Source organism: Pseudomonas sp. FP1154, from assembly GCF_030687245.1.
In the GTDB taxonomy this organism is placed as follows: Bacteria; Pseudomonadota; Gammaproteobacteria; order Pseudomonadales; family Pseudomonadaceae; genus Aquipseudomonas; species Aquipseudomonas rhizophila.
Genome location: NZ_CP117465.1, coordinates 2380554 through 2401697 on the forward strand (window position 1 = coordinate 2380554; position 21144 = coordinate 2401697).

Below are 21144 nucleotides of genomic sequence, written 5' to 3' on the forward strand. Positions count from 1 at the left end.
TCTATCTATTAAGCGGCTGATAGCCAAAACCAATCATTCACATCAGGTTTGCCAATGAGCCTGCCGGGGGATGAGTGGTTAAGATTCACGTCATCAACTTTTCAACCCCTGACGGAGAGTCATCAATGCCTATCATCAACAGCCAAGTTAAACCGTTCAACGCTACCGCTTTCAAAAACGGCGAATTCGTCCAGGTTTCGGATGCCGATCTGAAAGGCAAGTGGTCCGTGGTGTTCTTCTACCCGGCCGACTTCACCTTCGTTTGCCCAACCGAGCTGGAAGACCTGGCCGACAACTACGCTGAATTCAAGAAGCTGGGTGTCGAAATCTACAGCGTCTCCACCGACACTCACTTTGCTCACGCTGCCTGGCACAACACCTCGCCAGCCATTGGCAAGATCCAGTACACCATGATCGGTGACCCGACCCACGTCATCTCCCGCAACTTCGACGTGCTGATCGAAGAAGTTGGCCTGGCTGACCGCGGTACTTTCGTGATCAACCCTGAAGGTCAGATCAAGATCGTTGAAATCAACGACGGTGGTGTAGGCCGTGACGCTTCCGAGCTGCTGCGCAAGGTCAAGGCTGCTCAGTACGTTGCTGCTCACCCGGGCGAAGTCTGCCCAGCCAAGTGGAAAGAAGGCGAGGCCACTCTGGCTCCGTCCCTGGACCTGGTCGGCAAGATCTAAGTCTGTGAGTCATCCGAGGGCGATCCGCTCTTAATCAAGCAAGCCGCTTCGCCCCAAAAAACGCCCGGGCGAGATTCGCTCGGGCGTTGTTTTTTCTGAAATTCAAAAAATGGAAATCGCCCGTATGTTGGACGCCAATCTTAAAGCTCAGTTGAAGTCATACCTGGAACGGGTCACCCAGCCGATCGAGATCGTCGCCTCCCTCGACGACGGTGCGAAATCCCAGGAAATGCTCGCGTTACTCAAAGACGTTGCCAGTCTTTGTGACCAGATTACCTTGCTCGACAACGGCACCGATGCGCGCAAGCCTTCGTTTTCGTTGAATCGCCCAGGAGCCGATATCAGCCTGCGTTTTGCCGGTATCCCCATGGGCCACGAATTCACTTCGCTGGTGTTGGCCTTGCTGCAAGTCGGCGGTCATCCTTCCAAGGCCAGTGTCGAAGTCATCGAACAGATTCGCTCCCTTGAAGGCGAGTTCAACTTCGAGACCTATTTCTCGCTGTCCTGCCAGAACTGCCCGGACGTGGTCCAGGCCCTGAACCTGATGGCGGTGCTGAACCCGAACATCCGCCACGTCGCCATCGACGGCGCGCTGTTCCAGGCCGAGGTCGACGAACGCCAGATCATGGCCGTGCCGAGTGTTTATCTCAATGGCGTGAACTTTGGCCAGGGCCGCATGGGCCTGGAAGAAATCCTCGCCAAGATCGACACCAGTGGTATCGAACGCCAGGCTGAGAAGATCAGCGCCAAGCAGGCTTTTGATGTGCTGGTGGTGGGCGGTGGCCCAGCCGGCGCTTCGGCGGCCATCTATGCGGCCCGCAAGGGCATCCGCACCGGTGTCGCGGCTGAGCGCTTCGGCGGTCAGGTGCTCGACACCATGGCCATCGAGAACTTCATCTCGGTGCAGGAAACCGAAGGGCCGAAATTGGCCGTCGCCCTGGAAGAGCACGTCAAGCAGTACGACGTGGACATCATGAACCTGCAACGCGCCGATGCATTGGTACCAGGCAAGGATGGCGCGCTGCACGAAATCAAATTCGCCAGTGGTGCGAGCCTCAAGGCCAAGACCGTGATTCTGGCGACCGGTGCGCGCTGGCGTGAAATGAACGTGCCGGGCGAGCAGCAATACCGCAACAAGGGCGTGGCGTACTGCCCGCACTGCGACGGCCCGCTGTTCAAAGGCAAACGCGTGGCGGTGATCGGCGGCGGTAACTCCGGCGTGGAAGCGGCCATTGATCTGGCCGGTATCGTGGCCCACGTCACTTTGTTGGAGTTCGACGTGCAATTGCGTGCCGACGCGGTATTGCAGCGCAAACTGCACAGCCTGCCGAACGTGACCGTGATCACCAACGCCCAGACCACCGAAGTGACGGGCGATGGCCAGAAGGTCAATGGCTTGCGCTACAAAGACCGCCCAAGCGGTGAAGTACGGGACGTGGCGCTGGAAGGGATCTTCGTGCAGATCGGTCTGTTGCCTAACACCGATTGGCTCAAAGGCACCGTCGAGCTGTCGCCACGCGGCGAGATCATTGTCGATGCCCGCGGTGAAACCTCGATCCCGGGTGTGTTCGCCGCCGGTGACGTGACGACTGTTCCGTACAAGCAGATCGTGATCGCCGTAGGCGAGGGGGCCAAGGCTTCGTTGAGCGCCTTTGACCATCTGATCCGTACCTCCGCGCCGGCATAAACAGCCGATAGCGAAAAAAACAAAACCCCATGGGCCCAGTGCTCATGGGGTTTTGTTTTTTGGATCACGCATTACCGTGTGGGAGCGAGCCTGCTCGCGATAGCAGACTGTCTGGTACATCAATGTTGAATGCGCTGCCGCTATCGCGAGCAGGCTCGCTCCCACAGGGGGCTGTGGGATTTTTATTGCCCACACACCCTACGGTGGCGCTTACAGCGGCGCAGGCTGGATGATTTCAACCCAGTAGCCATCCGGGTCCTTGATGAATGCCAGGCTTTTCATGCGACCGTCGTTCAGGCGCTTCTGGAAGTCGCAGCCCAGCGCTTCGAAGCGCTCGCAAGCGGCCACGATGTCCGGGACCGAGATGCAGATGTGGCCGAACCCGCGTGGGTCAGTGTTGCCGTTGTGGTAGGCGAACGCCGGGTCGCTTTCGGTGCCGTGGTTGTGGGTCAGCTCCAGGATGCCGGGGATGGATTTCATCCATTCGGTGCGCTGTGCAGCGTCGGCCGGAATCTGGCTCTTGTCCACCAAGGCGAGGAAGTACAGGCTGAATTCGGCTTCCGGGAAATCGCGTTTTTCCACCAGGGAAAAACCCAACACCCGGGTGTAGAAATCCAGGGACTGGGTGATGTCCTTGACCCGCAGCATGGTGTGGTTGAAGACGAATTTGGCCGTGGCGGTATCGGGTTGGGCGGTGACGCCAGGGAAAGTGTTGAGTTCGTGCAGGCTCATGGGCCCTCCGGAAAATAAGTGGGGCAAACGGCATCGCAACTTTGCTGCGACGGTCCTGGGCTTGCGCTAAACGGCTTCCTTGCAGGTGCACCCATGATACGCAAGGGGCGCGGCATCGCCAAACGCCTCTGGCTATTGCTTGCCTGGGCGGCGGGCTTCAGACTTTACGAATCGTCCTTGAGTGCAATGCAATGATTCGACCGTTCCTTTCGCTGTTTGTCCTGCTGCTGGCCGCGATGGCAAATGTCGCTGTCCAGGCCGCCGAACCGCAGGTCGCCTGGCCCCCAGGCTGGGTCATCGAACCATTGCCCTCTGATGCTGGCACCTCGTCGGCAGCGCCGGGAACGACCCGGCAACGGGCGACAAAGAGTGATTCAGCGGGCACGGCGGTGATGGTCATGGAACTGACCACGACGCCCATCGAGCCGGGTCATCAAGTCAACTTGCAAGGCGTGTTACTGGAAATGCGCAAATCAATTCAAAAGGACTTTTATCAGAGCGGTTATCAAAGTGTCTGTAATAAGATTCATTCTTCGATGTTGGGCGACGTTGCCGCACTGGAGACCACTTGCACGATCACGCAAAACGGTCGGCACGTGTTATCTCAGACACTCGTCGCTGCACTAAAGGAGGGCAGGGCTAATGTGCTGTCCTATGCGGGGCAGGCTCAGGAGTTTGTAGAAAACCAGGATGAAATACAGTCGGTACGAAATAGCCTGAAACTATAAAGCCCTCGGTATTAGAACTACTTAATCCAGAAATCCTGCCCCATAAAAAACCCTGAGCAGGCTCAGGGTTTTTTTCATTCGGCCAGCTTTCTCAGCTGCGCAACCAGGCGTCAACGGTTTTTGCACCGTACTGTTCTTTCCAGGCTTTCAGGCCTCGATGGTTGCCGCCTTTGGTTTCGATCAGTTCACCTGTGTGCGGGTTCTGGTACACCTTGACCACTCGCGCACGGCGGGTTTTGACAGGCTTGGTCGATGGCAGGCCCCCCTTGGCCGGGTTCGGGTCGAGAATCGCGATGACGTCGCGCAGGCTCTTGCCGTAGGTTTTCATCAGTCCCTGGAGCTTCTCTTCGAATTCGATTTCTTTCTTGAGCCCGGCATCATTCTTCAGCTTTTCCAGCTGCTTGAGCCGCTCTTGAAGGTCCTGTTCTGCTTTACGAAATTCAGCGAGTCTGGACAATATCGTTACTCCAATCAGAATATTTGGCTGATACCAACCGCAAACAAAGCTATAAGCCAAGTGCCTTGAAGCGACTCGGTGATAATGACGCTCCTGCTATTAGCCACAGGTAAAAAAATTGTAGTAGTGAAACCCACGGGTGTAAATCGTAACTTTTTCGTTATGTAACAAGGGATGCGAATTTTATCAGTCCGACTGTGGTTGTCCGTGGAGGGACGTAGCACCAGGGCTTTCAATGACGGACACCGCCGCAATGAAATCCGCGCCACTCATCGGGCGACCAAATAGATAACCCTGCAAAAAGTTCACCCCGTGAGCGGCCAGATAGTTGCTTTGTTCAACGGTTTCGACCCCCTCGGCAACGATACCCAAGTCCAGCTTGCCCGACAGTTCGATGATGCTGTCAAGGATGTGCCGTGACAGGGCATCGACGCCAATCATGGCAACAAAGCTCTGGTCGATTTTCAGGAAGTCCACGTTGAACTGGCGCAAGTAGCCCAGGCTGGAATGACCGGTGCCGAAGTCGTCGATTGCGATCTTCACCCCCAGTTCACGCAGGTGCTGGAACAGCTGGTGAGTGGTGGGTGTCGGTTCGATCAGCTCGCGCTCGGTCAGTTCCAGCACCAAGGTAATGACCCCTCGATCTGCCCGATCAACTCTTCGCTGGTCTGTCGGCTCTGTTGCTCCAGTGTCCGTTCCGCCTGCATGTACAGAATGCCCAGCCCTGACAGTATCGGCAGCACGCCGCAGAGCAGCGTGATCAGGTTGCGACGGGGCCGCTTGCGCAAACGAGTGGCGGTCAATGGCATCTGCATAACCTGTGAGGGCTTGAGGAACAGCTTCGATAGTGTATTCGGTTGCCGGTGATCAGACTGACTGCCTCGCCAGCTCGATAAATGCCAGGGTAGCGGGCGAGGCCTGTCGGCTGTCCAGTACCGCCAGGCCTATCTGACGCGGAACCTGTGGCGACAATGGCCGCGTGACGAACCGTGGGTTGTCGCCGCCCGGCAGTGAACCTTCGGACACCAGGGTCACGGCCTCGCCGCGGCTGACGACATCCAGGGTACTGAGCAGCTGCGAACAACGATAGCGCACGTTCGGTGTGAGCCGGGCTGCGTTGAACAGGCGCGAAACCAGTTCAGAAGAACCGGCCTCGGTGAGCACGAACGGGTCGTTGCACAGGTCCTTGAGACTCAGGCTGGCTTGGGCAGCGAGGGGATGGGCGGTGGGCAGCACGGCGACCATCTGGTCTTGCATCAGCGCGAACGTGTCGAAACGGTCTTCGGGCAGCACCACGAAACCGACGTCGATCCGCCGTTCATCCAGCCACTGGATGACTTGCCGGTCCGGCCCTTCGTCGATGTGCACTTCGATCCCCGGATGCAGAGCCCGGTAACGTTGCAGGATGGCGGGCAACAACTTCATCGACGAAGTCGGACCGAACGAGCCGATGCGCAGGGTGCCTCGGCGCATGCCCCGCGCATCGGCGGCTTCCTGGCGCAGGGTATTGGCCAGCCCGAGCATGGCCCGGGCGCGCAGCAGCAACTGCCGGCCAATGTCGCTGGGTTCGATGAGGGTCTGATGACGTCTGAACAGCTCTACGCCCAACTCCTGCTCCAGCGATTTGATGGCGTGGGACACCGCTGACTGGCTGATGCCCAACCGCGTCGCCGCGGCGGTGAAACCGCGTAGCTCGGCGACCTGGGAGAAGATTTCGAGTTGGGTGAGGGTCATGAGGGAATACTCATTTTACGATGATCAAGCATGAGGCGAACAATAGAGTATCTCAAGCGCACTTTCCTGTGGCGAGGGAGCTTGCTCCCGCTTGAGTGCGAAGCGCTCATAGAAAAGGGCCGCTTCGCAGCCCAGCGGGAGCAAGCTCCCTCGCCACGGGTAGTCGTTTTATTTCAATGTGGTGAAACCATGAAAACCCTCGAACAATCCGTTCCAACCCCTTCGGACCTGCCGGTCTACCTGAAACTGGCCATGGTCACCATGATCTGGGGCGGCACCTTCGTTGCCGGCAGGATCCTTTCCGATGCCCTGACCCCGCTGCTCGCCGCCAGCCTGCGGTTTCTGTTGGCCAGTCTCGCGCTGTTGCTGTTTCTCGGTCTGGCCGGGATCCCGCTGGCCAGGCCCAACCGCAAACAAGGGCTGCAATTGGCGGCGCTGGGGTTCTTCGGGATCTTTTTCTACAACCTGTGTTTCTTCTATGGCTTGCAGTACATCAATGCGTCGCGGGCCTCGTTGATCGTGGCCTTGAATCCGGCGGTGATAGGACTGGCGTCCTGGTGGCTGTTCAAGGAACGGCTGAGTCGGGCGAAAGTTGCGGGCATCGTGCTGTGTATCGGCGGGGCGGGGCTGGTGATCGTCAGTCGCGATCCGTCCTTGCTACAGAGTGCAGGGCAGGGCTGGCTGGGCGATCTGCTGATTTTTGGCTGCGTGCTGGGCTGGGGCATTTATTCCTTGTTTTCCAAAAACCTGAATGAAAGCCTCGGGCCTTTGCAAACCGTGACCTGGTCGATTCTGCTGGGCACCTTGATGTTGTGGCTAGCCTGCGCGGCCGCAGGCGAAGTTCGCGTCGAAGCATTGCGCGGGCTGGACATCCGGCAATGGTTGAGCCTGCTGTACTTGGGCGTGCTGGGGTCGGCGTTGGCCTATATAGCCTGGTACGACGGCATCCGTCGGATTGGCGCGACCCGTTCCGGCGTGTTCATCGCACTCAACCCGTTGACCGCTGTGCTGTTCGGGGCGCTGCTGTTGGACGAGCGGCTCACCGTCTTGATGGGTGTAGGTGCGGGGCTGATCCTGACGGGGATTTTCCTGTGCAACAAACCCCTTGCGCGGTCGCCGCAAAAGACGATTTGATACCGAAGGCGGACAAACATGGTTACGCTGTGTAGAATCGAGTTACGCATATAAGAATAAACGTCTTCTGGCAGCAGAAGCCTCGCCCGCAAGAGCCTTGGGTCGACAATGAAGATATTCGGGTTTCAACTGATCTACGGCGATTTCCTCGCCCGCACCGTTCGCGGCATTTCCTGCGCGCCACCGCGTGCCCTCAGCATGGCCGGCAACTAACGCTCCGTTAATTGATAAGCATGATGAGGCGCCAACATGGCAGATCTATACGAAAACCCGATGGGCCTGATGGGCTTTGAATTCATCGAATTCGCATCCCCGACACCCAATACCCTGGAGCCGATCTTCGAGATCATGGGCTTCACCAAAGTGGCCAGCCACCGCTCCAAGGACGTGCACCTGTATCGCCAGGGCGCGATCAACCTGATCCTCAACAACGAGCCCCACAGCGTGGCCTCGTACTTCGCCGCCGAACATGGGCCGTCGGTGTGCGGCATGGCATTCCGGGTCAAGGATTCGCAACAGGCCTACAAGCGCGCCCTGGAACTCGGCGCCCAGCCGATTCACATCGAAACCGGTCCGATGGAGCTGAACCTGCCGGCAATCAAAGGCATCGGCGGCGCGCCGCTGTACCTGATCGACCGTTTTGGTGAAGGCAGCTCGATCTACGACATCGACTTCGTGTTCCTCGAAGGCGTTGACCGCAACCCGGTGGGCGCGGGCCTGAAAATCATCGACCACCTGACCCACAACGTGTATCGCGGGCGAATGGCCTATTGGGCCGGCTTCTACGAGAAGCTGTTCAACTTCCGCGAGATCCGTTACTTCGACATCAAGGGCGAATACACCGGCCTGACCTCCAAGGCCATGACCGCCCCGGATGGCATGATCCGCATCCCGCTGAACGAGGAATCGTCCAAGGGCGCCGGGCAGATCGAAGAGTTTCTGATGCAGTTCAACGGTGAAGGCATCCAGCACGTGGCCTTCCTGACCGATGACCTGATCAAGACCTGGGACCAGCTCAAAAGCATCGGCATGCGCTTCATGACCGCGCCGCCGGACACCTACTACGAAATGCTCGAAGGTCGCCTGCCGAACCACGGCGAGCCGGTGGATGAACTGCAAGCGCGGGGCATTTTGCTGGACGGCGCTTCCGAACAGGGCGACAAGCGTCTGCTGTTGCAGATTTTCTCGGAAACCCTGATGGGGCCGGTGTTCTTCGAATTCATCCAGCGCAAGGGCGACGATGGCTTCGGCGAAGGCAACTTCAAGGCGTTGTTCGAGTCCATCGAGCGTGACCAGGTGCGGCGTGGTGTGTTGGCTACTGAGTGACGGCTGAGGCAACAGACAACCCGTGCGGCGTAACTACCGTACGGGTTTTTTATTGGCCAGCAGATCTCAATGTGGGAGCGAGCCTGCTCGCGATCGCGACCTGTCAGATACATCAATGTTGAATGTGCAGCCGATATCGCGAGCAGGCTCGCTCCCACAAGGTCCGTGTAAGTTTCAGGTCCGGCGTCGCTGGCGCATCAGATGCTTGAATCCTTCGAACACCAGCACTGCCACGGCCAGCCAGATGGGAATGTAGGTCAGCCATTCACTGGCCTGGATGCTTTCTCCCAGCAGCAGGGCAACGCCCAGCAGCAACACCGGTTCGACATAGCTCAACAGCCCGAACAGGCTGAACGGCAGCAACCGGCTGGCAACGATGTAGGCCACCAGCGCCGAAGCACTGATCACCCCGAGCAACGGGATCAGCAGCGACAGCCAAGGGTACTGGTCGAAAACAGCGAAACCCTGCTCCCCACTTTGTACGAACCAGAGCGCCAGCGGCAGCATCAGGGTCATGTCCAGCCACAACCCGCCCAGGTTGTCAGTCCCCAGGCGTTTGCGCAGGATGAAGTAGATCGGATAACCCACCACCACCAACAGTGTTGCCCAGGAAAATCCACCCACCTGGTACAACTCGTTGACCACGCCGAGGGTGGCGAAGAACACGGCGATTTTCTGCAGGTAGGACAGGCGCTCGCCATAGACGAGGCGTCCGGTCAGAACCATCGACAGCGGCAACAAAAAATACCCCAGCGACACGTCCAGACTGTAGCCGTTGAGGGGCGCCCACATGAACAGCCACAACTGCGCGCCCATCAACGCCGAAGACGCCATGGCACCGAGCAACAGACGCGGCGCGGCGATCAGGCGCCGACCGAGCGCCGTTACCAGGTTCCACTCCTTTGCCACCAGCATGAACACCGTCATGCAGGGCATCGTCAGCAGCATGCGCCAACCGAAGATTTCCACGCCGGTCAGCGGCGAGAGCAGGGAGGTGTAGTAATACATGACGGCGAACAGCACAGAGGCCGAGACCGATAGAACAATGCCTTTGGACACAGTGGTTCTCATGAGGGCGATCATCGACACCCGGACTTGTGACTGGAAAATTTATCTGTGGCGCATGGCCTGTGGGAGCAAGGCTTGCCCGCGATGAACGATAACGCGGTTCAGGCCTTGAACCGCAGCGCGGCCATCGCGGGCAAGCCATGCTCCCACAGTGTTCGTCGGAGTCGACGAAATTATGACGTACGCGCCACCCGCCCCGGTACGAAGTGGCCCACGTCATTGAAGCCTGGCGTCGAGGCATGCCCCGGTGTCACCAGCGAATCGATGAAGGCTTCATCTTCGGCCGTGATCGTCACCGACTGCGCCTTGGTGTAGCCATCCCATTGTTCCTCGGTGCGCGGTCCGACGATGGCCGAGGTGACGGCGCGGTTGTTCAGCACCCAGGCAATGGCGAACTCGACAATGCCCACGCCGCGTTCCTGGGTGTATTGCTGGATCTGTTGGGCGATGCGCAGGGACTCGACCCGCCATTCGGTTTCCAGGATGCGTTTGTCCTGGCGACCGGCGCGACTGTTGGCGTCCGGTGCCACGTCCGGTGCGTACTTGCCACTGAGCACCCCGCGGGCGAGGGGGCTGAAAGGCACCACGCCGAGGCCATAGTTCTGCGCGGCGGTGATCTGCTCGGTTTCGGCCTGGCGATTGACGATGTTGTACAGCGGTTGGCTGATTACCGGCCGGTCGATGCCCAGGCGATCGGCGATTCGAATCACCTCGGCGATGCGCCAGCCACGGTAGTTCGACAGGCCCCAGTAGCGGATCTTGCCCTGACGAATCAAGTCACCGATGGCCGACACCGTGACCTCAAGCGGGGTGTTGTGGTCTTCGCGGTGCAGGTAATAGATGTCCAGGTAATCGGTGCCCAGGCGCGTCAGGCTGGCCTCGATGCCATTGAAAATGTGCTTGCGACTCAGGCCGCTGCGGTTGGGGACACCATCTGGTGGGCCGAAGCCGACCTTGGTGGCCAGCACCCATTCATGACGGTGACTGGCAATCGCCTCGCCGACGATCTCTTCGGAACGACCGTTGGTGTAGACGTCTGCGGTGTCGATGAAATTGATGCCCTGGTCCCAGGCCTTGTCGATGATCCGCAGCGAATCCTCGGTGCTGGTCTGTTCGCCGAACATCATGGTGCCCAGAGTCAATGTCGAGACTTGCAACCCGGAATGGCCTAGCGTGCGGTAGCTCATGACAAGGTCCTTTTATCGATGGGAAAGGCCCAATCAAACCCCAGAACAACCGGGCGTGGCAAACGAAAAGATCGCAGGCCACGCTCGACCCCTTACACTCCGGACAACAACCCACGCACTCGATAGAGATTTGACAGGCAGACCGCTATCGCGAGCAGGCTCGCTCCCACACTGATCTGCCTGGGCCACAGGTTTCAGCTAGCCCGGATCCCTGTGGGAGCGAGCCTGCTCGCGATGAGGCCATCAGCCTCGACAACGAGGTTGATGGCAACCCGATTGCGTGAACTTGAACAATTGCGCTCAACTGCCGTGCCGTGCACTGGAACCGGAGAATAAGTATGAAAATAGTCATCGCCCCCGACTCGTTCAAGGACAGCCTGAGCGCCCAGGGCGTGGCCGATGCTGTCGCCCAAGGCCTGGCCCAGGTCTGGCCGGATGCGCAGTTGATCAAGTGCCCGATGGCCGACGGCGGGGAGGGCACGGTGGAGTCGGTGCTGGCGGCCTGCAACGGGCAGTGGCGGTGCAGTTGGGTGAGAGGTCCGTTGGGGGGCAGCGTCGAAGCGCGTTGGGGCTGGTTGCCCGACAGCCACACCGCGATCATTGAAATGGCCGAGGCCAGCGGCTTGCAGCTGGTACCTCCTGGGCAACGTGATGCCTGTTCCAGCAGTACCTATGGCACCGGCGAGCTGATTTGCGCCGCCCTGGACGAAGGCGCCGGGCGCGTGATCCTGGCCATCGGCGGCAGCGCCACCAACGACGGCGGTGCCGGCGCGATGCAGGCCCTGGGCGTGGCCCTGCTGGATGAACACAACCGACCGCTTCCACCGGGAGGCCTGGCCTTGGCCGACCTGGCCCGCATCGATTTGAGCAAGATGGACCCGCGCTTGGCCCAGGTCAGTTTCGAGATTGCCGCCGATGTCGATAACCCGTTGTGCGGACCTCACGGCGCTTCAGCGATTTTCGGCCCGCAGAAAGGGGCATCCCCTGGGCAGGTACAGCAACTGGACCAGGCGTTGGGGCATTTCGCTGAACACTGTGCCCAGGCGTTGAACAAGGATGTACGCGACGAACCGGGCAGCGGCGCCGCCGGGGGGCTGGGGTTCGCCGCCAAGGCGTTTCTGGGCGCGCACTTTCGCACCGGCGTGGACGTCGTCGCCCAGTTGACCGGGCTGGCCGAGGCGATCAACGGCGCTGACCTGGTGATCACCGGCGAAGGCCGTTTCGACGCCCAGACCTTGCGTGGCAAGACCCCCTTTGGCGTGGCTCGCATCGCCCGCCAGCATGGCGTACCGGTGGTGGTCATCGCCGGCACGCTGGGGGAGGGTTATCAGGCGCTGTATGAGCACGGCATCGAAGCAGCCTTTGCCCTGGTCAGCGGGCCGATGACCCTGCAGGAGGCCTGTGGCGACGCGCCACGCCTGCTGACTGAGCGAGCCCGGGACATCGCCCGGCTTTGGCGAGTGGCCGCCCGATAGACCAGTGGGAGCAAGGCTTGCCCGCGATACAGGCGTTGCGGTCTCCCAGGAATCGAGTCGCCCGTATCGCGAGCAAGCTTTGCTCCCACGGCGTTGAATTTGAGATAGGGTTGAGGTTGGACTTCGCGCAAAACAGGAGTGGTACATGCGCTTTTCAGATTTAACCCGCCGCATCACCGGCGACGGCGCCGCCGCGTGGCAGATTCACGACCGGGCGTTGGCCATGCGTGAGCAGGGCATGGATGTATTGCTGTTATCGGTGGGCGACCCGGATTTCGACACCCCTCGCGCCATCATCGACGCCGCTGTGACCAGCCTGCGCGCCGGAGACACGCATTATTCGGACGTGCGCGGCTTGCACACCCTGCGTGCCAGCATTGCCCGGCGCCATCGCCAACGTTGTGGCCAGCCGGTAGGCGCCGAGCATGTCACCGTGTTGCCGGGGGCGCAGTGTGGGGTCTATGCGGTTGCGCAATGTCTGCTCAACCCCGGTGATGAAGTGATCATCGCCGAACCGATGTATGTCACCTACGAAGCCGTATTTGGTGCCTGCGGAGCGAAAGTGCTGCCGGTGGCGGTGCGCCCGGAAAACGCTTTTCGGGTTGACCCGGCCGACGTCGCCCGGCTGATCACTCCCCGTACCCGGGCGATGCTACTCAACAGCCCGAACAACCCATCCGGCGCCAGCCTGCCGCTGTCCACCTGGCAAGCATTGGCGCAGTTGTGCATCGAACATGATCTGTGGCTGATCAGCGATGAGGTCTACAGCGACCTGCTGTACGAAGGCGAACACATCAGCCCGGCCAGCCTGCCGGGCATGGCCGAGCGCACCGCGACGATCAACAGCCTGTCCAAATCCCACGCCATGACCGGTTGGCGCATCGGCTGGGTGATCGGTCCCGAACCGCTCGCCGAACATCTGGCCAACCTGTCGTTGTGCATGCTGTTCGGTCTGCCGGATTTCGTCCAGCGGGCGGCCCAGGTGGCACTGGAGCAGGACTTGCCTGAAGTGGCGCAGATGCACGAGGAGTATCGCCAGCGTCGGGACCTGGTGTGCGCCATGCTTGATGGCTGTCCCGGTCTCAAGCCTGTGCGGCCCGATGGCGGCATGTTCGTGATGGTCGACGTACGCCCGACCGGCCTCGGTGCCCAGGCATTTGCCGAGCGGCTGCTGGACGGCTTTGGTGTGGCGGTGCTGGCGGGCGAGGCGTTCGGGGCGAGCGCGGCGGGGCATATACGGATTGGCCTGGTGGTTGGCCAGCCACAACTCAAGGAGGCCTGCCATCGGATCACCCGTTGCGCGGCGGGAACACTGGAGCAAGCCCAAGCTTGATTGTCTTCTCTGGCAAAAGGCGGCCACGGTGATCAGTCCGACGAACGGCCGTCAGACCTGTCAGATCTGACAGTAGGCGTCACCGGCAAATCCGCATCTAATTTCTCCAGGCCAGATCAATCCAGGCTTTGGAGAATTGTGAATGTCTTCGTCAAGTAAAAGTGGAAGAAATATCGGTGTCCTGGCAAGACCTTTGAGTATTGAAGGGGTCGGCGCAGACAGCGTGCTTCCGCCAGAAGCTTCCATCGTGGGCGCGAAACTATTCATTCCGGAGTGGGAGGCTCCGTCCCAGACAACCGGTAAAAGTGACTTGCTGGAAGTGTGGGTGGTGCCGCCGGGTTCCCCGATTGAAATACGGTTCTACAGCAACTTCTTTCCTGTGCCGGTGGTCTTTCCGGATTTTGTTCTATTGCCGCCGCAATACCTTCAAATAGAGGGGGATATTCGCCTGCGTTATCGGGTGACGACGGGGGATGATGGAAACGAGGATACATCCTCCCCGCAAGTGTTCATTGTCAAACGGCCTACTCCTGTGAATCTGGCCGAACCAGATTTTCCCAGCGCTACGTTATGGGGCTATCTCAATTGCTCTTCGCAGCCGAAGTTATGGGAAAGCATATTCGTTCATGTTCCCGCTCAACCAGGACGGTTCGCCAAGGATGATGAGTGCGTCCTGAATTGGGAGGGTTTTACCACGCTCAATGGCGTAGGCCCGATCCCGGGTACAGCGCTGCGCTTGCCTAAGTTATTGACTCAGGAAGAGGCCACGTCCACGCAGGGATTCGATTTCGTATTGGGCAGCGATAAATATGAACAGTACATAAAACCGATGGAGCGCAATGCATCGGCTTTGGCCAGTTACACGCTGTATCGAAACGGCAACGCATTGGGAAAATCACCACCTGGGTTGGTAAAGATCGATCGAATCATCCCGGGCGAGGCGCGTCCCTGTGGCCCAGGTAGCGTGGCGGGGTTGGGTTCAGATACCGAGGGCGCCTCAGCGTTTCATGAAGTTGGCAATTCAATGAATCAATCATCGATGGAGTCTACAAACATGAACACACAGGTTAAGTCAGGTGGTGGTGTATTTGCCGAATCTCCAGTGATTGCCGGTCAATTGGCGGATGGCCGGCTCACCTATCAACAGCTCAAGACAGATCGACGGCTCAAAGTTGAGCTTGCGGACATCGACGATAAAGTCAAAGGAGGGGCAAGGATAACCCTTCATTTATTTCCACAAGGTGCAGTCACCGATCCCGACCCGTACGATCCCTCCTATATAGTCGCAGAAAGAATAAGGGCTGATGAGGCAGGAGATGTCTGGACGTTCCCGATAGAGTTTGATGTACCGGTCGATAGCCTGGTCGATGTATTCGATATCGCTGGTGATTACGCCGCGTACGAAATGGCGTTTGTTCTGGAAGACGATGACGGTAACATAGACACCTCCGGCCCATTTACCGACGTCCTCGTTGATTTGACCGCGCCCTACCAACGGCAGCCAGGTCCAGGGAACGGACAGGGGGCACGCCCACTAGCAATAACCCCGGTTTCCGCCACCATTGACGACGCTTGGCTAAATGACCCAGCCAATGCCAACGGATTGAACATCGTTATCCCCAATGCCTATACAAAGTTCGAAGCACTTGACGATAAAGTCACTTTCTACATTTCGAAAGCAACGACCTTCAACTTGATGCAGGCAGAAACGCCGGCGTTTAGCGGCCCTTTGCCTGCTACCGGGATCATCAACATTCCCCGCACTTTTTTGGAAGGGTTGGAGGACGGGACCTATTATTATTCCTACAACCTCACGGACCTGCCGGGAAATATCAGTAATCACGCTCCAGTCACCTTTCTTTTCTATCGGGTCAAGGCGCCGGCACCGATTCTCGATGTGCCAAGGATCCCGGTCACCGATGGTGGCGTGCCGATTACTTTCTCGACGGTGGCGCCTCCCGGCACCCGGGCGATTATGGAAATAGATCCTCCGCGTCACGCGCTTGGTGGTGATCGAATCATTCCCTATATCAATTCAACCGAAAGCGGGCCAACCGCTTTGCCCGAACAGGTCATCCCGACTCCCCCCACGACTGCAACATTGACGTTCGATCTGGACTACGCGACCTTGGCTCCGTTCTTCGGAGATGAAAATAAAACCGACGAAACCGAGATCGAATACTGGTATGAACTGGAACGCGCAACTCTTACCCCCAATCCCGTTTCGACTCCCATGCAGTTCGCGGTCCTCGACTTTTCCTATGCCGGACCGGAAAACCCCAATCTGCCGGACCCGGAAAACATCAACATAGCTCCGGTAGTGGTTCAAGGCGCAGGCACCACTCCCCCCGCTCCCAACACTCTGGGGCCGGATCAGGCAGGTTTGGGCGCGGCCATGAACTGGCCCGTTTGGGTTGACACCAATCGGCCCGTCACAGGCCGTGAAATCGTCAAGTTCTACTATCAAGGCAAACAGGTTGGCGGCCCAGTGCCTGTCCGGGTAGGTGCTACAACGGTCACGACACCATTGCCTTGGGGAACGATTCTGGCTGAGGGGAACGGCACAGTGGCTGGTGGCAACGCCCGTGAGGCCTACATCACCATCGAATACCCCGGCAGTGACAACGTGATGAAACAGACGCCAACGACCAAAGTCGATGTAACGGCTATCGTCATCAACTTGCCCGCCCCACAAGTTGTCGTATCGGCATACAGAGGTGCAAACGGTTCGGTGGTGCCGGAACGAATCGAGACCTTGATCAATTGCCCGAGCCTCAACCATCCGGCGGTGCCTGATGGCCCCATGCCTCCCTATATGCCACGCAATCTGCGAATCCGCATCCGGCGAGACCCCAATATTCCATCGGGTGCCACGGTGGCATTGGTATTCGAAGGGCGCGAAACCGACGCAGTGGGGGCGCCGGCCATTCCCAATACTCGCATTACGGATTCAGCGGTCATGCCGCCGACCGGCGACCTGGACTTCAGGCTGGATGACTACGCCAAAATACGCGAGATCCAGTTGCCGAGCCCAGGAGCAGGGGTACGCCCTCCCTTTAGATATGCCCATATCGCTTACACGGTCAATGGTATCGAATCAGCGGCCACCCTACGCGTGTCCCTCCTGAACTCCAGCCTCAAGTATTGCGAAGTGGAGCGTCCAGAGACGCCTTGATGTGGCTTCAACTACAACTTGATCTCGCTGCAGATACAAACAGTTAATGACGACAGTTGTTGTCGTCTTTAACTGTTGAAGCGAGATTCCGTAGATTCAGATGTAGAGATCCCACATTTAAATGGGAAAAGTCGTATGCATATGCGGATTTATCCTACATAGCGATGAATAGATAAACACTAGTCTGGCGACCGTTTTTTATTCCGGCTCGCGCTCATTGAGTCGGACATTCGTTCCTGAAGGAATGTCATCTTGTAGGACTCATTAATATGTCGTCTAAGTCTGTATTTTCCTATCGCAAGACAGCTACCAGCGTGTCGGCCTTGTTGTTCATGCCGCTGCTGATCAATCCATCGCTGGCCCAAGCTGGCACTGTTCCCGCTGGGCAAAGTCAGGCTATCGACGCTAATACCCCGGTGGAAACCTGGGTCGTTGAAACCGGCGCCACGTTAACAGGCTCGGGGGCCTCGACCTTAGGCATCACTGGCGTTGCGGGTGCCACGGTTAACCTGACCAACTCCACGGTCACCCCTGATGGAGTGAATGGCCTGACCCAGGGCATTGCGCTGACCAACGCCAGTGCGACGTTGAATAACTCCACGGTGACCAGTGCTCAGGGAATTGGCATATTAGCCGCACGTAATATCAACAGTGCTGGCGGCTCTCAGGTCACCCTGGGTAACAACAGTGTGGTCCGAGGCTTGGTGGGAGGGCTCGCTGGCAACCGTTTCAGCGACCTGACTGTTCAGGACTCCACGGTGGAGGGCACCGGCGCCAACAGTTTCGGGATACGTCTGCATGAGGGAGCGCTGTCCGCCAGCGGCAGCACGATCACTGGTGGCCTGAACGGGTTGATCGTGGGCACCGATGCCAACGCGTCAACGGTCATCCAGTCGTCGATCGTGCTGGACAGTACCCAGGTAGAAGGTCAAAGCGGTTCGGCCATTGTCGTCGGCTACAGTCCGGCCAATATTCCAGGTGTGGCCAACATCGAGGTCCGCAACGGTTCAACCCTGATCGGCGGGAACGGTACGTTGCTGGAAGTGCGTACCGGTGCCGCGGCTGATTTACTCGTCGACAACAGTACCTTGGCCGGTAATATCGTGGTGGATGAGGGTGGTTCGGGTAACGTCGTCCTGCAAAACGCGGCGTCGTTGACCGGTGATATGCAAAACGTCACCAGTGCGACCCTCAACAATCAGGCGAGTATGACGGGCAACGTGCTGGGCGCCTCGAATGTGGTGATCAACAACGCCTCTACGCTCACCGGCAACTTGCAAGATGTCGCCAATGTCTCGATCAACAACCGCAGCGTAATGGTCGGTGATGTAATGGGCGCTGCCGACAGTGTGTCCAATCTGACCTTGGATAACGGCGCCAACCTGACCGGCCAGGTGAGCGGCGTATCCAATTTCGCCATCAGCAATCAGGCGTTGTGGCAGATGACCGACAGCCAGGCGGTGAGCAATCTTACGCTCAACTCTGGCGGGACCGTTCGGCTGGGGAGCAATCAGCAATATTTCCAACTGGACGTGGCCAATCTGGCGGGTAATGGCAGGTTCGAAATAGGCACCGACTTCAATCAGGGCATCAGTGACCTGCTGAATATCACGGGCAGCGCTACCGGCAATCATCAGTTGTTGGTCGCCAGCACCGGTCTTGATCCGGTCAATGATGACTCGATCAAGGTGGTGCAGAGTGTCGCCTCAGACGCCCAGTACGATCTGGTCAATGATCGCGTGGATGTCGGCGCTTATACCTACCGCTTGGTGAAGAACGGAGATGACTGGTATCTGCAACCTGATAAGGATGTGATCAGCACACCGACCCGTTCGGTCATGGCCATCTTCGGTACTGCGCCCACAGTGATCTATGGCGAGATGGCGTTGTTGAACACCCGGATGGGCGATCTGCGGGTCAATGGCGGCCAGACGGGTGGCTGGATTCGTTCGTTCGGTAACCGATACAGCGTCACCACCAACGCTTACGGCAACGGCTACAGTCAGAATCAACACGGCATCTCCCTGGGGGTCGATACCCCGGTGCAGATCGCGGGCGAACGGGTGTTGCTGGGTGTATTCGCCGGTTACAGCAAGTCGAACCTCGATTTGAGCCGTGGCAGCTCAGGCGAAATCGACAGCACCTCCCTGGGTATGTACGGCACTTGGCTGGGTGATAGCGGTTACTACCTGGATACCGTCGCCAAGCTCAACCATTTCCGTAACGACGCCAAGGTGACGATGAGCGATGGCACCAGGACCAAGGGCGGCTACAACAACCTGGGGGCCAGTGCGTCGGTGGAGTTTGGTAAACACATCGATATCAAGGATGGCTACTATGTGGAGCCGTTTACTCAGTGGCAGATGGCGACAGTGCAGGGCAAGGATTTCAACCTCGATAATGGTTTGAAGGCGGACGCCGACACCACGCGATCCATGCTGGGCAAAGTGGGTGTGACGCTGGGACGGGGTATGACCCTGGACGATGGCAGCGTACTGCAACCGCATATTCGCACCGCGGTGGTCCAGGAGTTCGCCAAGCACAACGAAGTTCGAGTCAACAACAACAAGTTCAACAACGACTTGTCCGGTACCCGGTTCGAAGTGGCGGCGGGAGCCTCATGGACATTGAGCGATCGTTGGCAGGTGCATGCCGAACTCGATACCAGCAAAGGTGACAATGTCACCAAGGACATCGGTTTCAATCTGGGCGCTCACTACTCATTCTGAGTCATGTAAAAAAGGGAAGCTTCGGCTTCCCTTTTTACGTGATGTTGGCAGCGAACTATCAAGCCTTGAGCACCTGGAACTGGCCTTTGAGCAGCATGGTTTGTCCATTGGTTCCCGGCAGTTCTAGATCAACATTGAAGTTGCCCCTTACGTTCCCCTCCGAGGCCGGTACCAATTCAATGCTGCCGGAAATACCTTCGTAAATAGTGGTGAACTCCTTGAGGCTGAAGCCCACATCATCCCGTGTGTTCAACTCATAGCTACCCGGCTCGAAATTTGCCGGAATGCTGATAATGAGCTCGCGAGTGGAGGTGATTGTCGCCCTCGTCTTTTTTTCTTCCCGATCAATGGCGGTAATCACCACGACGTCCGCCTGAGAGATACCTGCCTTTTTCTTTTCGATCAGCCGAGAGGTGGCGACAAACTCGGGGAAGTCTTTACCATTGGTGGAGAAAGCTGACGCGGTGACATAGTTGCCGGGGGCAAAGCTCAATTGATAAGTGGCAGCATTCATGGATTCGGTCTCCGTTGCTAGAACTAAGGTGTCCAAAGGCCGTGTTGACCCTAATGCTGGATGAACTCTAGAGAACGCGTTTTTCAAAGGCTTGTAAACTGTCATTCCTGACAGTTTACAAGCTCTTTTATTTATGATTTTTTGAGTAGCTCTCAGGCGGGCTGACTCTTAAATGTGCTTGTGCCCTGGAGTGGCGAGGGAGTTCTTTGGCATGGTGCTTCTCCGACAGTGAACGTTGCATGCTAGGGGGGGAAGGGGGCGCATCGGTAAAGCTTTGTAGGTGCTGTGTGAAATTGTGTAAGGGGTTTGCTCGTGGGTGGGTGAGGGCGTATATCCTTGGCAGCTTGATTCCTTGGTGCCTGTTATGTCGCCTTCGCGAGCAAGCCCGCTCCCACAAAGGTTTACATGAACATTGTGGGAGGGGCTTGCTCGCGAAGGCGATCCGCCAGGCGCCCCAGCACTCTGGAAACACCAATGCCCAACATCCTCCTGGTGGAAGACGACACCGCCCTCTCTGAACTGATCGCCAGCTACCTGGAGCGCAACGGCTACAGGGTCAGTGTGCTCAGCCGTGGCGATCATGTGCGGGAACGGGCGCGGGTCGATCCGCCGGACCTGGTGATCCTCGATCTGATGCTGCCGGGGCTGGACGGCTTGCAGGTCTGCCGCTTGTTGCGGGCCGATTCGGCGACCCTGCCGATTCTGATGCTCACCGCCCGGGACGACAGCCATGATCAGGTGTTGGGCCTGGAAATGGGCGCCGATGACTACGTCAGCAAGCCCTGTGAACCCCGGGTCCTGCTGGCACGCGTTCGGACCTTGTTGCGCCGCAGCAGCCTTACCGAGCCGCAGACGGTCAACGATCGCATTCTCATGGGCAACCTGTGCATCGACCTGTCCGAACGCACCGTGACCTGGCGCGGGCAAGCGGTGGAGCTGTCCAGCGGCGAATACAACCTGCTGGTGGTACTGGCCCGGCATTGCGGCGAGGTGCTGAGCCGCGACCAGATTCTGCAGCGTCTGCGCGGCATCGAGTTCAACGGCACCGACCGCTCGGTGGACGTGGCGATCTCCAAGCTGCGGCGCAAGTTCGACGACAACGCCGGCGAAGCCCGCAAGATCAAGACCGTGTGGGGCAAGGGTTATCTGTTCAGCCGTTCCGAGTGGGAATGCTGA

At 58.4% G+C, this 21144-nt stretch carries 17 protein-coding genes and 1 pseudogene; 10 read left to right on the forward strand and 8 right to left on the reverse strand.

The annotated features are described in order from the left end of the window. Window positions 1-125 precede the first annotated feature (125 nt). Together ahpC and ahpF are read left to right on the forward strand one after the other, a co-directional pair. On the forward strand, window positions 126-689 hold the full coding sequence (gene ahpC, locus PSH91_RS10915) for an alkyl hydroperoxide reductase subunit C (protein WP_047227636.1): 564 nt from the start codon (window positions 126-128) through the stop codon (window positions 687-689). Window positions 690-813: 124 nt separating this feature from the next. Beyond that, window positions 814-2376 carry an alkyl hydroperoxide reductase subunit F gene (gene ahpF, locus PSH91_RS10920; RefSeq protein ID WP_076385334.1) on the forward strand — a complete coding sequence of 521 codons (1563 nt, stop codon included), beginning with the start codon at window positions 814-816 and terminating at the stop codon, window positions 2374-2376. 210 nt (window positions 2377-2586) lie between these two features. On the opposite strand, the gene gloA is transcribed toward ahpF, so the two are convergent. Beyond that, on the reverse strand, window positions 2587-3108 hold the full coding sequence (gloA, locus tag PSH91_RS10925) for a lactoylglutathione lyase (protein WP_076385332.1): 522 nt from the start codon (window positions 3106-3108) through the stop codon (window positions 2587-2589). A 191-nt stretch (window positions 3109-3299) separates the two neighbouring features. Here gloA and PSH91_RS10930 point away from each other — a divergent pair, with 191 nt between their 5' ends. After that, complete coding sequence (locus tag PSH91_RS10930; protein ID WP_047227633.1) at window positions 3300-3836, forward strand: DUF4946 domain-containing protein; 537 nt, start codon at window positions 3300-3302, stop codon at window positions 3834-3836. A 91-nt stretch (window positions 3837-3927) separates the two neighbouring features. On the opposite strand, the gene PSH91_RS10935 is transcribed toward PSH91_RS10930, so the two are convergent. From PSH91_RS10935 to PSH91_RS10950, 4 genes and pseudogenes are all read right to left on the reverse strand, one after another. Then, on the reverse strand, window positions 3928-4293 hold the full coding sequence (locus PSH91_RS10935) for a histone-like nucleoid-structuring protein, MvaT/MvaU family (protein ID WP_047227632.1): 366 nt from the start codon (window positions 4291-4293) through the stop codon (window positions 3928-3930). 186 nt (window positions 4294-4479) lie between these two features. After that, window positions 4480-4932: pseudogene (locus tag PSH91_RS10940) on the reverse strand (EAL domain-containing protein); the annotation flags it as partial. Further along, on the reverse strand, window positions 4905-5102 hold the full coding sequence (locus PSH91_RS10945) for a hypothetical protein (protein WP_160892843.1): 198 nt from the start codon (window positions 5100-5102) through the stop codon (window positions 4905-4907). The gene PSH91_RS10945 and the pseudogene PSH91_RS10940, both read right to left, overlap by 28 nt. 58 nt (window positions 5103-5160) lie before the next feature. After that, window positions 5161-6027 (reverse strand): LysR family transcriptional regulator, encoded by an 867-nt coding sequence (locus tag PSH91_RS10950; protein ID WP_076385324.1) that lies wholly within the window; start codon window positions 6025-6027, stop codon window positions 5161-5163. Window positions 6028-6216: 189 nt separating this feature from the next. Between PSH91_RS10950 and PSH91_RS10955 the strand changes: the two genes are divergently transcribed. Both PSH91_RS10955 and hppD read left to right on the forward strand, forming a co-directional pair. Beyond that, on the forward strand, window positions 6217-7161 hold the full coding sequence (locus PSH91_RS10955) for a DMT family transporter (RefSeq protein ID WP_047227630.1): 945 nt from the start codon (window positions 6217-6219) through the stop codon (window positions 7159-7161). A 249-nt stretch (window positions 7162-7410) separates the two neighbouring features. Then, window positions 7411-8487 carry a 4-hydroxyphenylpyruvate dioxygenase gene (hppD, locus tag PSH91_RS10960; RefSeq protein ID WP_047227629.1) on the forward strand — a complete coding sequence of 359 codons (1077 nt, stop codon included), beginning with the start codon at window positions 7411-7413 and terminating at the stop codon, window positions 8485-8487. 174 nt (window positions 8488-8661) lie between these two features. On the opposite strand, the gene rarD is transcribed toward hppD, so the two are convergent. Both rarD and PSH91_RS10970 read right to left on the reverse strand, forming a co-directional pair. Then, entirely contained in the window at window positions 8662-9546 is an 885-nt protein-coding gene (gene rarD, locus PSH91_RS10965) for an EamA family transporter RarD (RefSeq protein WP_139050620.1), read from the reverse strand. A gap of 182 nt (window positions 9547-9728) precedes the next feature. Further along, the gene (locus PSH91_RS10970; protein WP_076385320.1) at window positions 9729-10742 is read right to left on the reverse strand and encodes an aldo/keto reductase; all 1014 of its coding nucleotides are present in this window, start codon (window positions 10740-10742) and stop codon (window positions 9729-9731) included. Between the two features lie 338 nt (window positions 10743-11080). Between PSH91_RS10970 and PSH91_RS10975 the strand changes: the two genes are divergently transcribed. The 4 genes from PSH91_RS10975 (at window position 11081) to PSH91_RS10990 (ending at window position 19454) form a co-directional block, all read left to right on the forward strand. Beyond that, window positions 11081-12217, forward strand: coding sequence for a glycerate kinase (locus tag PSH91_RS10975; RefSeq protein WP_305468175.1), 1137 nt, complete (start codon window positions 11081-11083; stop codon window positions 12215-12217). A 145-nt stretch (window positions 12218-12362) separates the two neighbouring features. Further along, window positions 12363-13550, forward strand: a complete 1188-nt coding sequence (locus PSH91_RS10980; RefSeq protein ID WP_305468177.1) for a pyridoxal phosphate-dependent aminotransferase — start codon at window positions 12363-12365, stop codon at window positions 13548-13550. A gap of 142 nt (window positions 13551-13692) precedes the next feature. Then, window positions 13693-16725: a hypothetical protein gene (locus PSH91_RS10985; protein WP_305468178.1), complete on the forward strand. Its 3033-nt coding sequence runs from the start codon at window positions 13693-13695 to the stop codon at window positions 16723-16725. 269 nt (window positions 16726-16994) lie between these two features. After that, complete coding sequence (locus PSH91_RS10990) at window positions 16995-19454, forward strand: autotransporter outer membrane beta-barrel domain-containing protein (protein WP_305468179.1); 2460 nt, start codon at window positions 16995-16997, stop codon at window positions 19452-19454. Between the two features lie 58 nt (window positions 19455-19512). Here PSH91_RS10990 and PSH91_RS10995 read toward each other — a convergent pair whose 3' ends face one another. Then, entirely contained in the window at window positions 19513-19968 is a 456-nt protein-coding gene (locus PSH91_RS10995) for a hypothetical protein (RefSeq protein ID WP_305468180.1), read from the reverse strand. A gap of 474 nt (window positions 19969-20442) precedes the next feature. Here PSH91_RS10995 and PSH91_RS11000 point away from each other — a divergent pair, with 474 nt between their 5' ends. Then, window positions 20443-21144 carry a response regulator transcription factor gene (locus PSH91_RS11000; protein ID WP_047227621.1) on the forward strand — a complete coding sequence of 234 codons (702 nt, stop codon included), beginning with the start codon at window positions 20443-20445 and terminating at the stop codon, window positions 21142-21144.

What these genes read in the sequence shown, in the direction of transcription:
- PSH91_RS10975 (WP_305468175.1), top strand. Translation starts at nt 11,081, where the DNA reads ATGAAAATAGTCATCGCCCCCGACTCGTTCAAGGACAGCCTGAGCGCC.
- PSH91_RS10980 (WP_305468177.1), top strand. Translation starts at nt 12,363, where the DNA reads ATGCGCTTTTCAGATTTAACCCGCCGCATCACCGGCGACGGCGCCGCC.
- hppD (WP_047227629.1), top strand. Translation starts at nt 7,411, where the DNA reads ATGGCAGATCTATACGAAAACCCGATGGGCCTGATGGGCTTTGAATTC.
- PSH91_RS10930 (WP_047227633.1), top strand. Translation starts at nt 3,300, where the DNA reads ATGATTCGACCGTTCCTTTCGCTGTTTGTCCTGCTGCTGGCCGCGATG.
- PSH91_RS11000 (WP_047227621.1), top strand. Translation starts at nt 20,443, where the DNA reads ATGCCCAACATCCTCCTGGTGGAAGACGACACCGCCCTCTCTGAACTG.
- gloA (WP_076385332.1), bottom strand. Translation starts at nt 3,108, where the DNA reads ATGAGCCTGCACGAACTCAACACTTTCCCTGGCGTCACCGCCCAACCC.
- PSH91_RS10990 (WP_305468179.1), top strand. Translation starts at nt 16,995, where the DNA reads ATGTCGTCTAAGTCTGTATTTTCCTATCGCAAGACAGCTACCAGCGTG.
- PSH91_RS10985 (WP_305468178.1), top strand. Translation starts at nt 13,693, where the DNA reads ATGTCTTCGTCAAGTAAAAGTGGAAGAAATATCGGTGTCCTGGCAAGA.
- ahpC (WP_047227636.1), top strand. Translation starts at nt 126, where the DNA reads ATGCCTATCATCAACAGCCAAGTTAAACCGTTCAACGCTACCGCTTTC.
- PSH91_RS10950 (WP_076385324.1), bottom strand. Translation starts at nt 6,027, where the DNA reads ATGACCCTCACCCAACTCGAAATCTTCTCCCAGGTCGCCGAGCTACGC.
- ahpF (WP_076385334.1), top strand. Translation starts at nt 814, where the DNA reads ATGTTGGACGCCAATCTTAAAGCTCAGTTGAAGTCATACCTGGAACGG.
- PSH91_RS10955 (WP_047227630.1), top strand. Translation starts at nt 6,217, where the DNA reads ATGAAAACCCTCGAACAATCCGTTCCAACCCCTTCGGACCTGCCGGTC.
- PSH91_RS10945 (WP_160892843.1), bottom strand. Translation starts at nt 5,102, where the DNA reads ATGCCATTGACCGCCACTCGTTTGCGCAAGCGGCCCCGTCGCAACCTG.
- PSH91_RS10970 (WP_076385320.1), bottom strand. Translation starts at nt 10,742, where the DNA reads ATGAGCTACCGCACGCTAGGCCATTCCGGGTTGCAAGTCTCGACATTG.
- PSH91_RS10995 (WP_305468180.1), bottom strand. Translation starts at nt 19,968, where the DNA reads ATGAATGCTGCCACTTATCAATTGAGCTTTGCCCCCGGCAACTATGTC.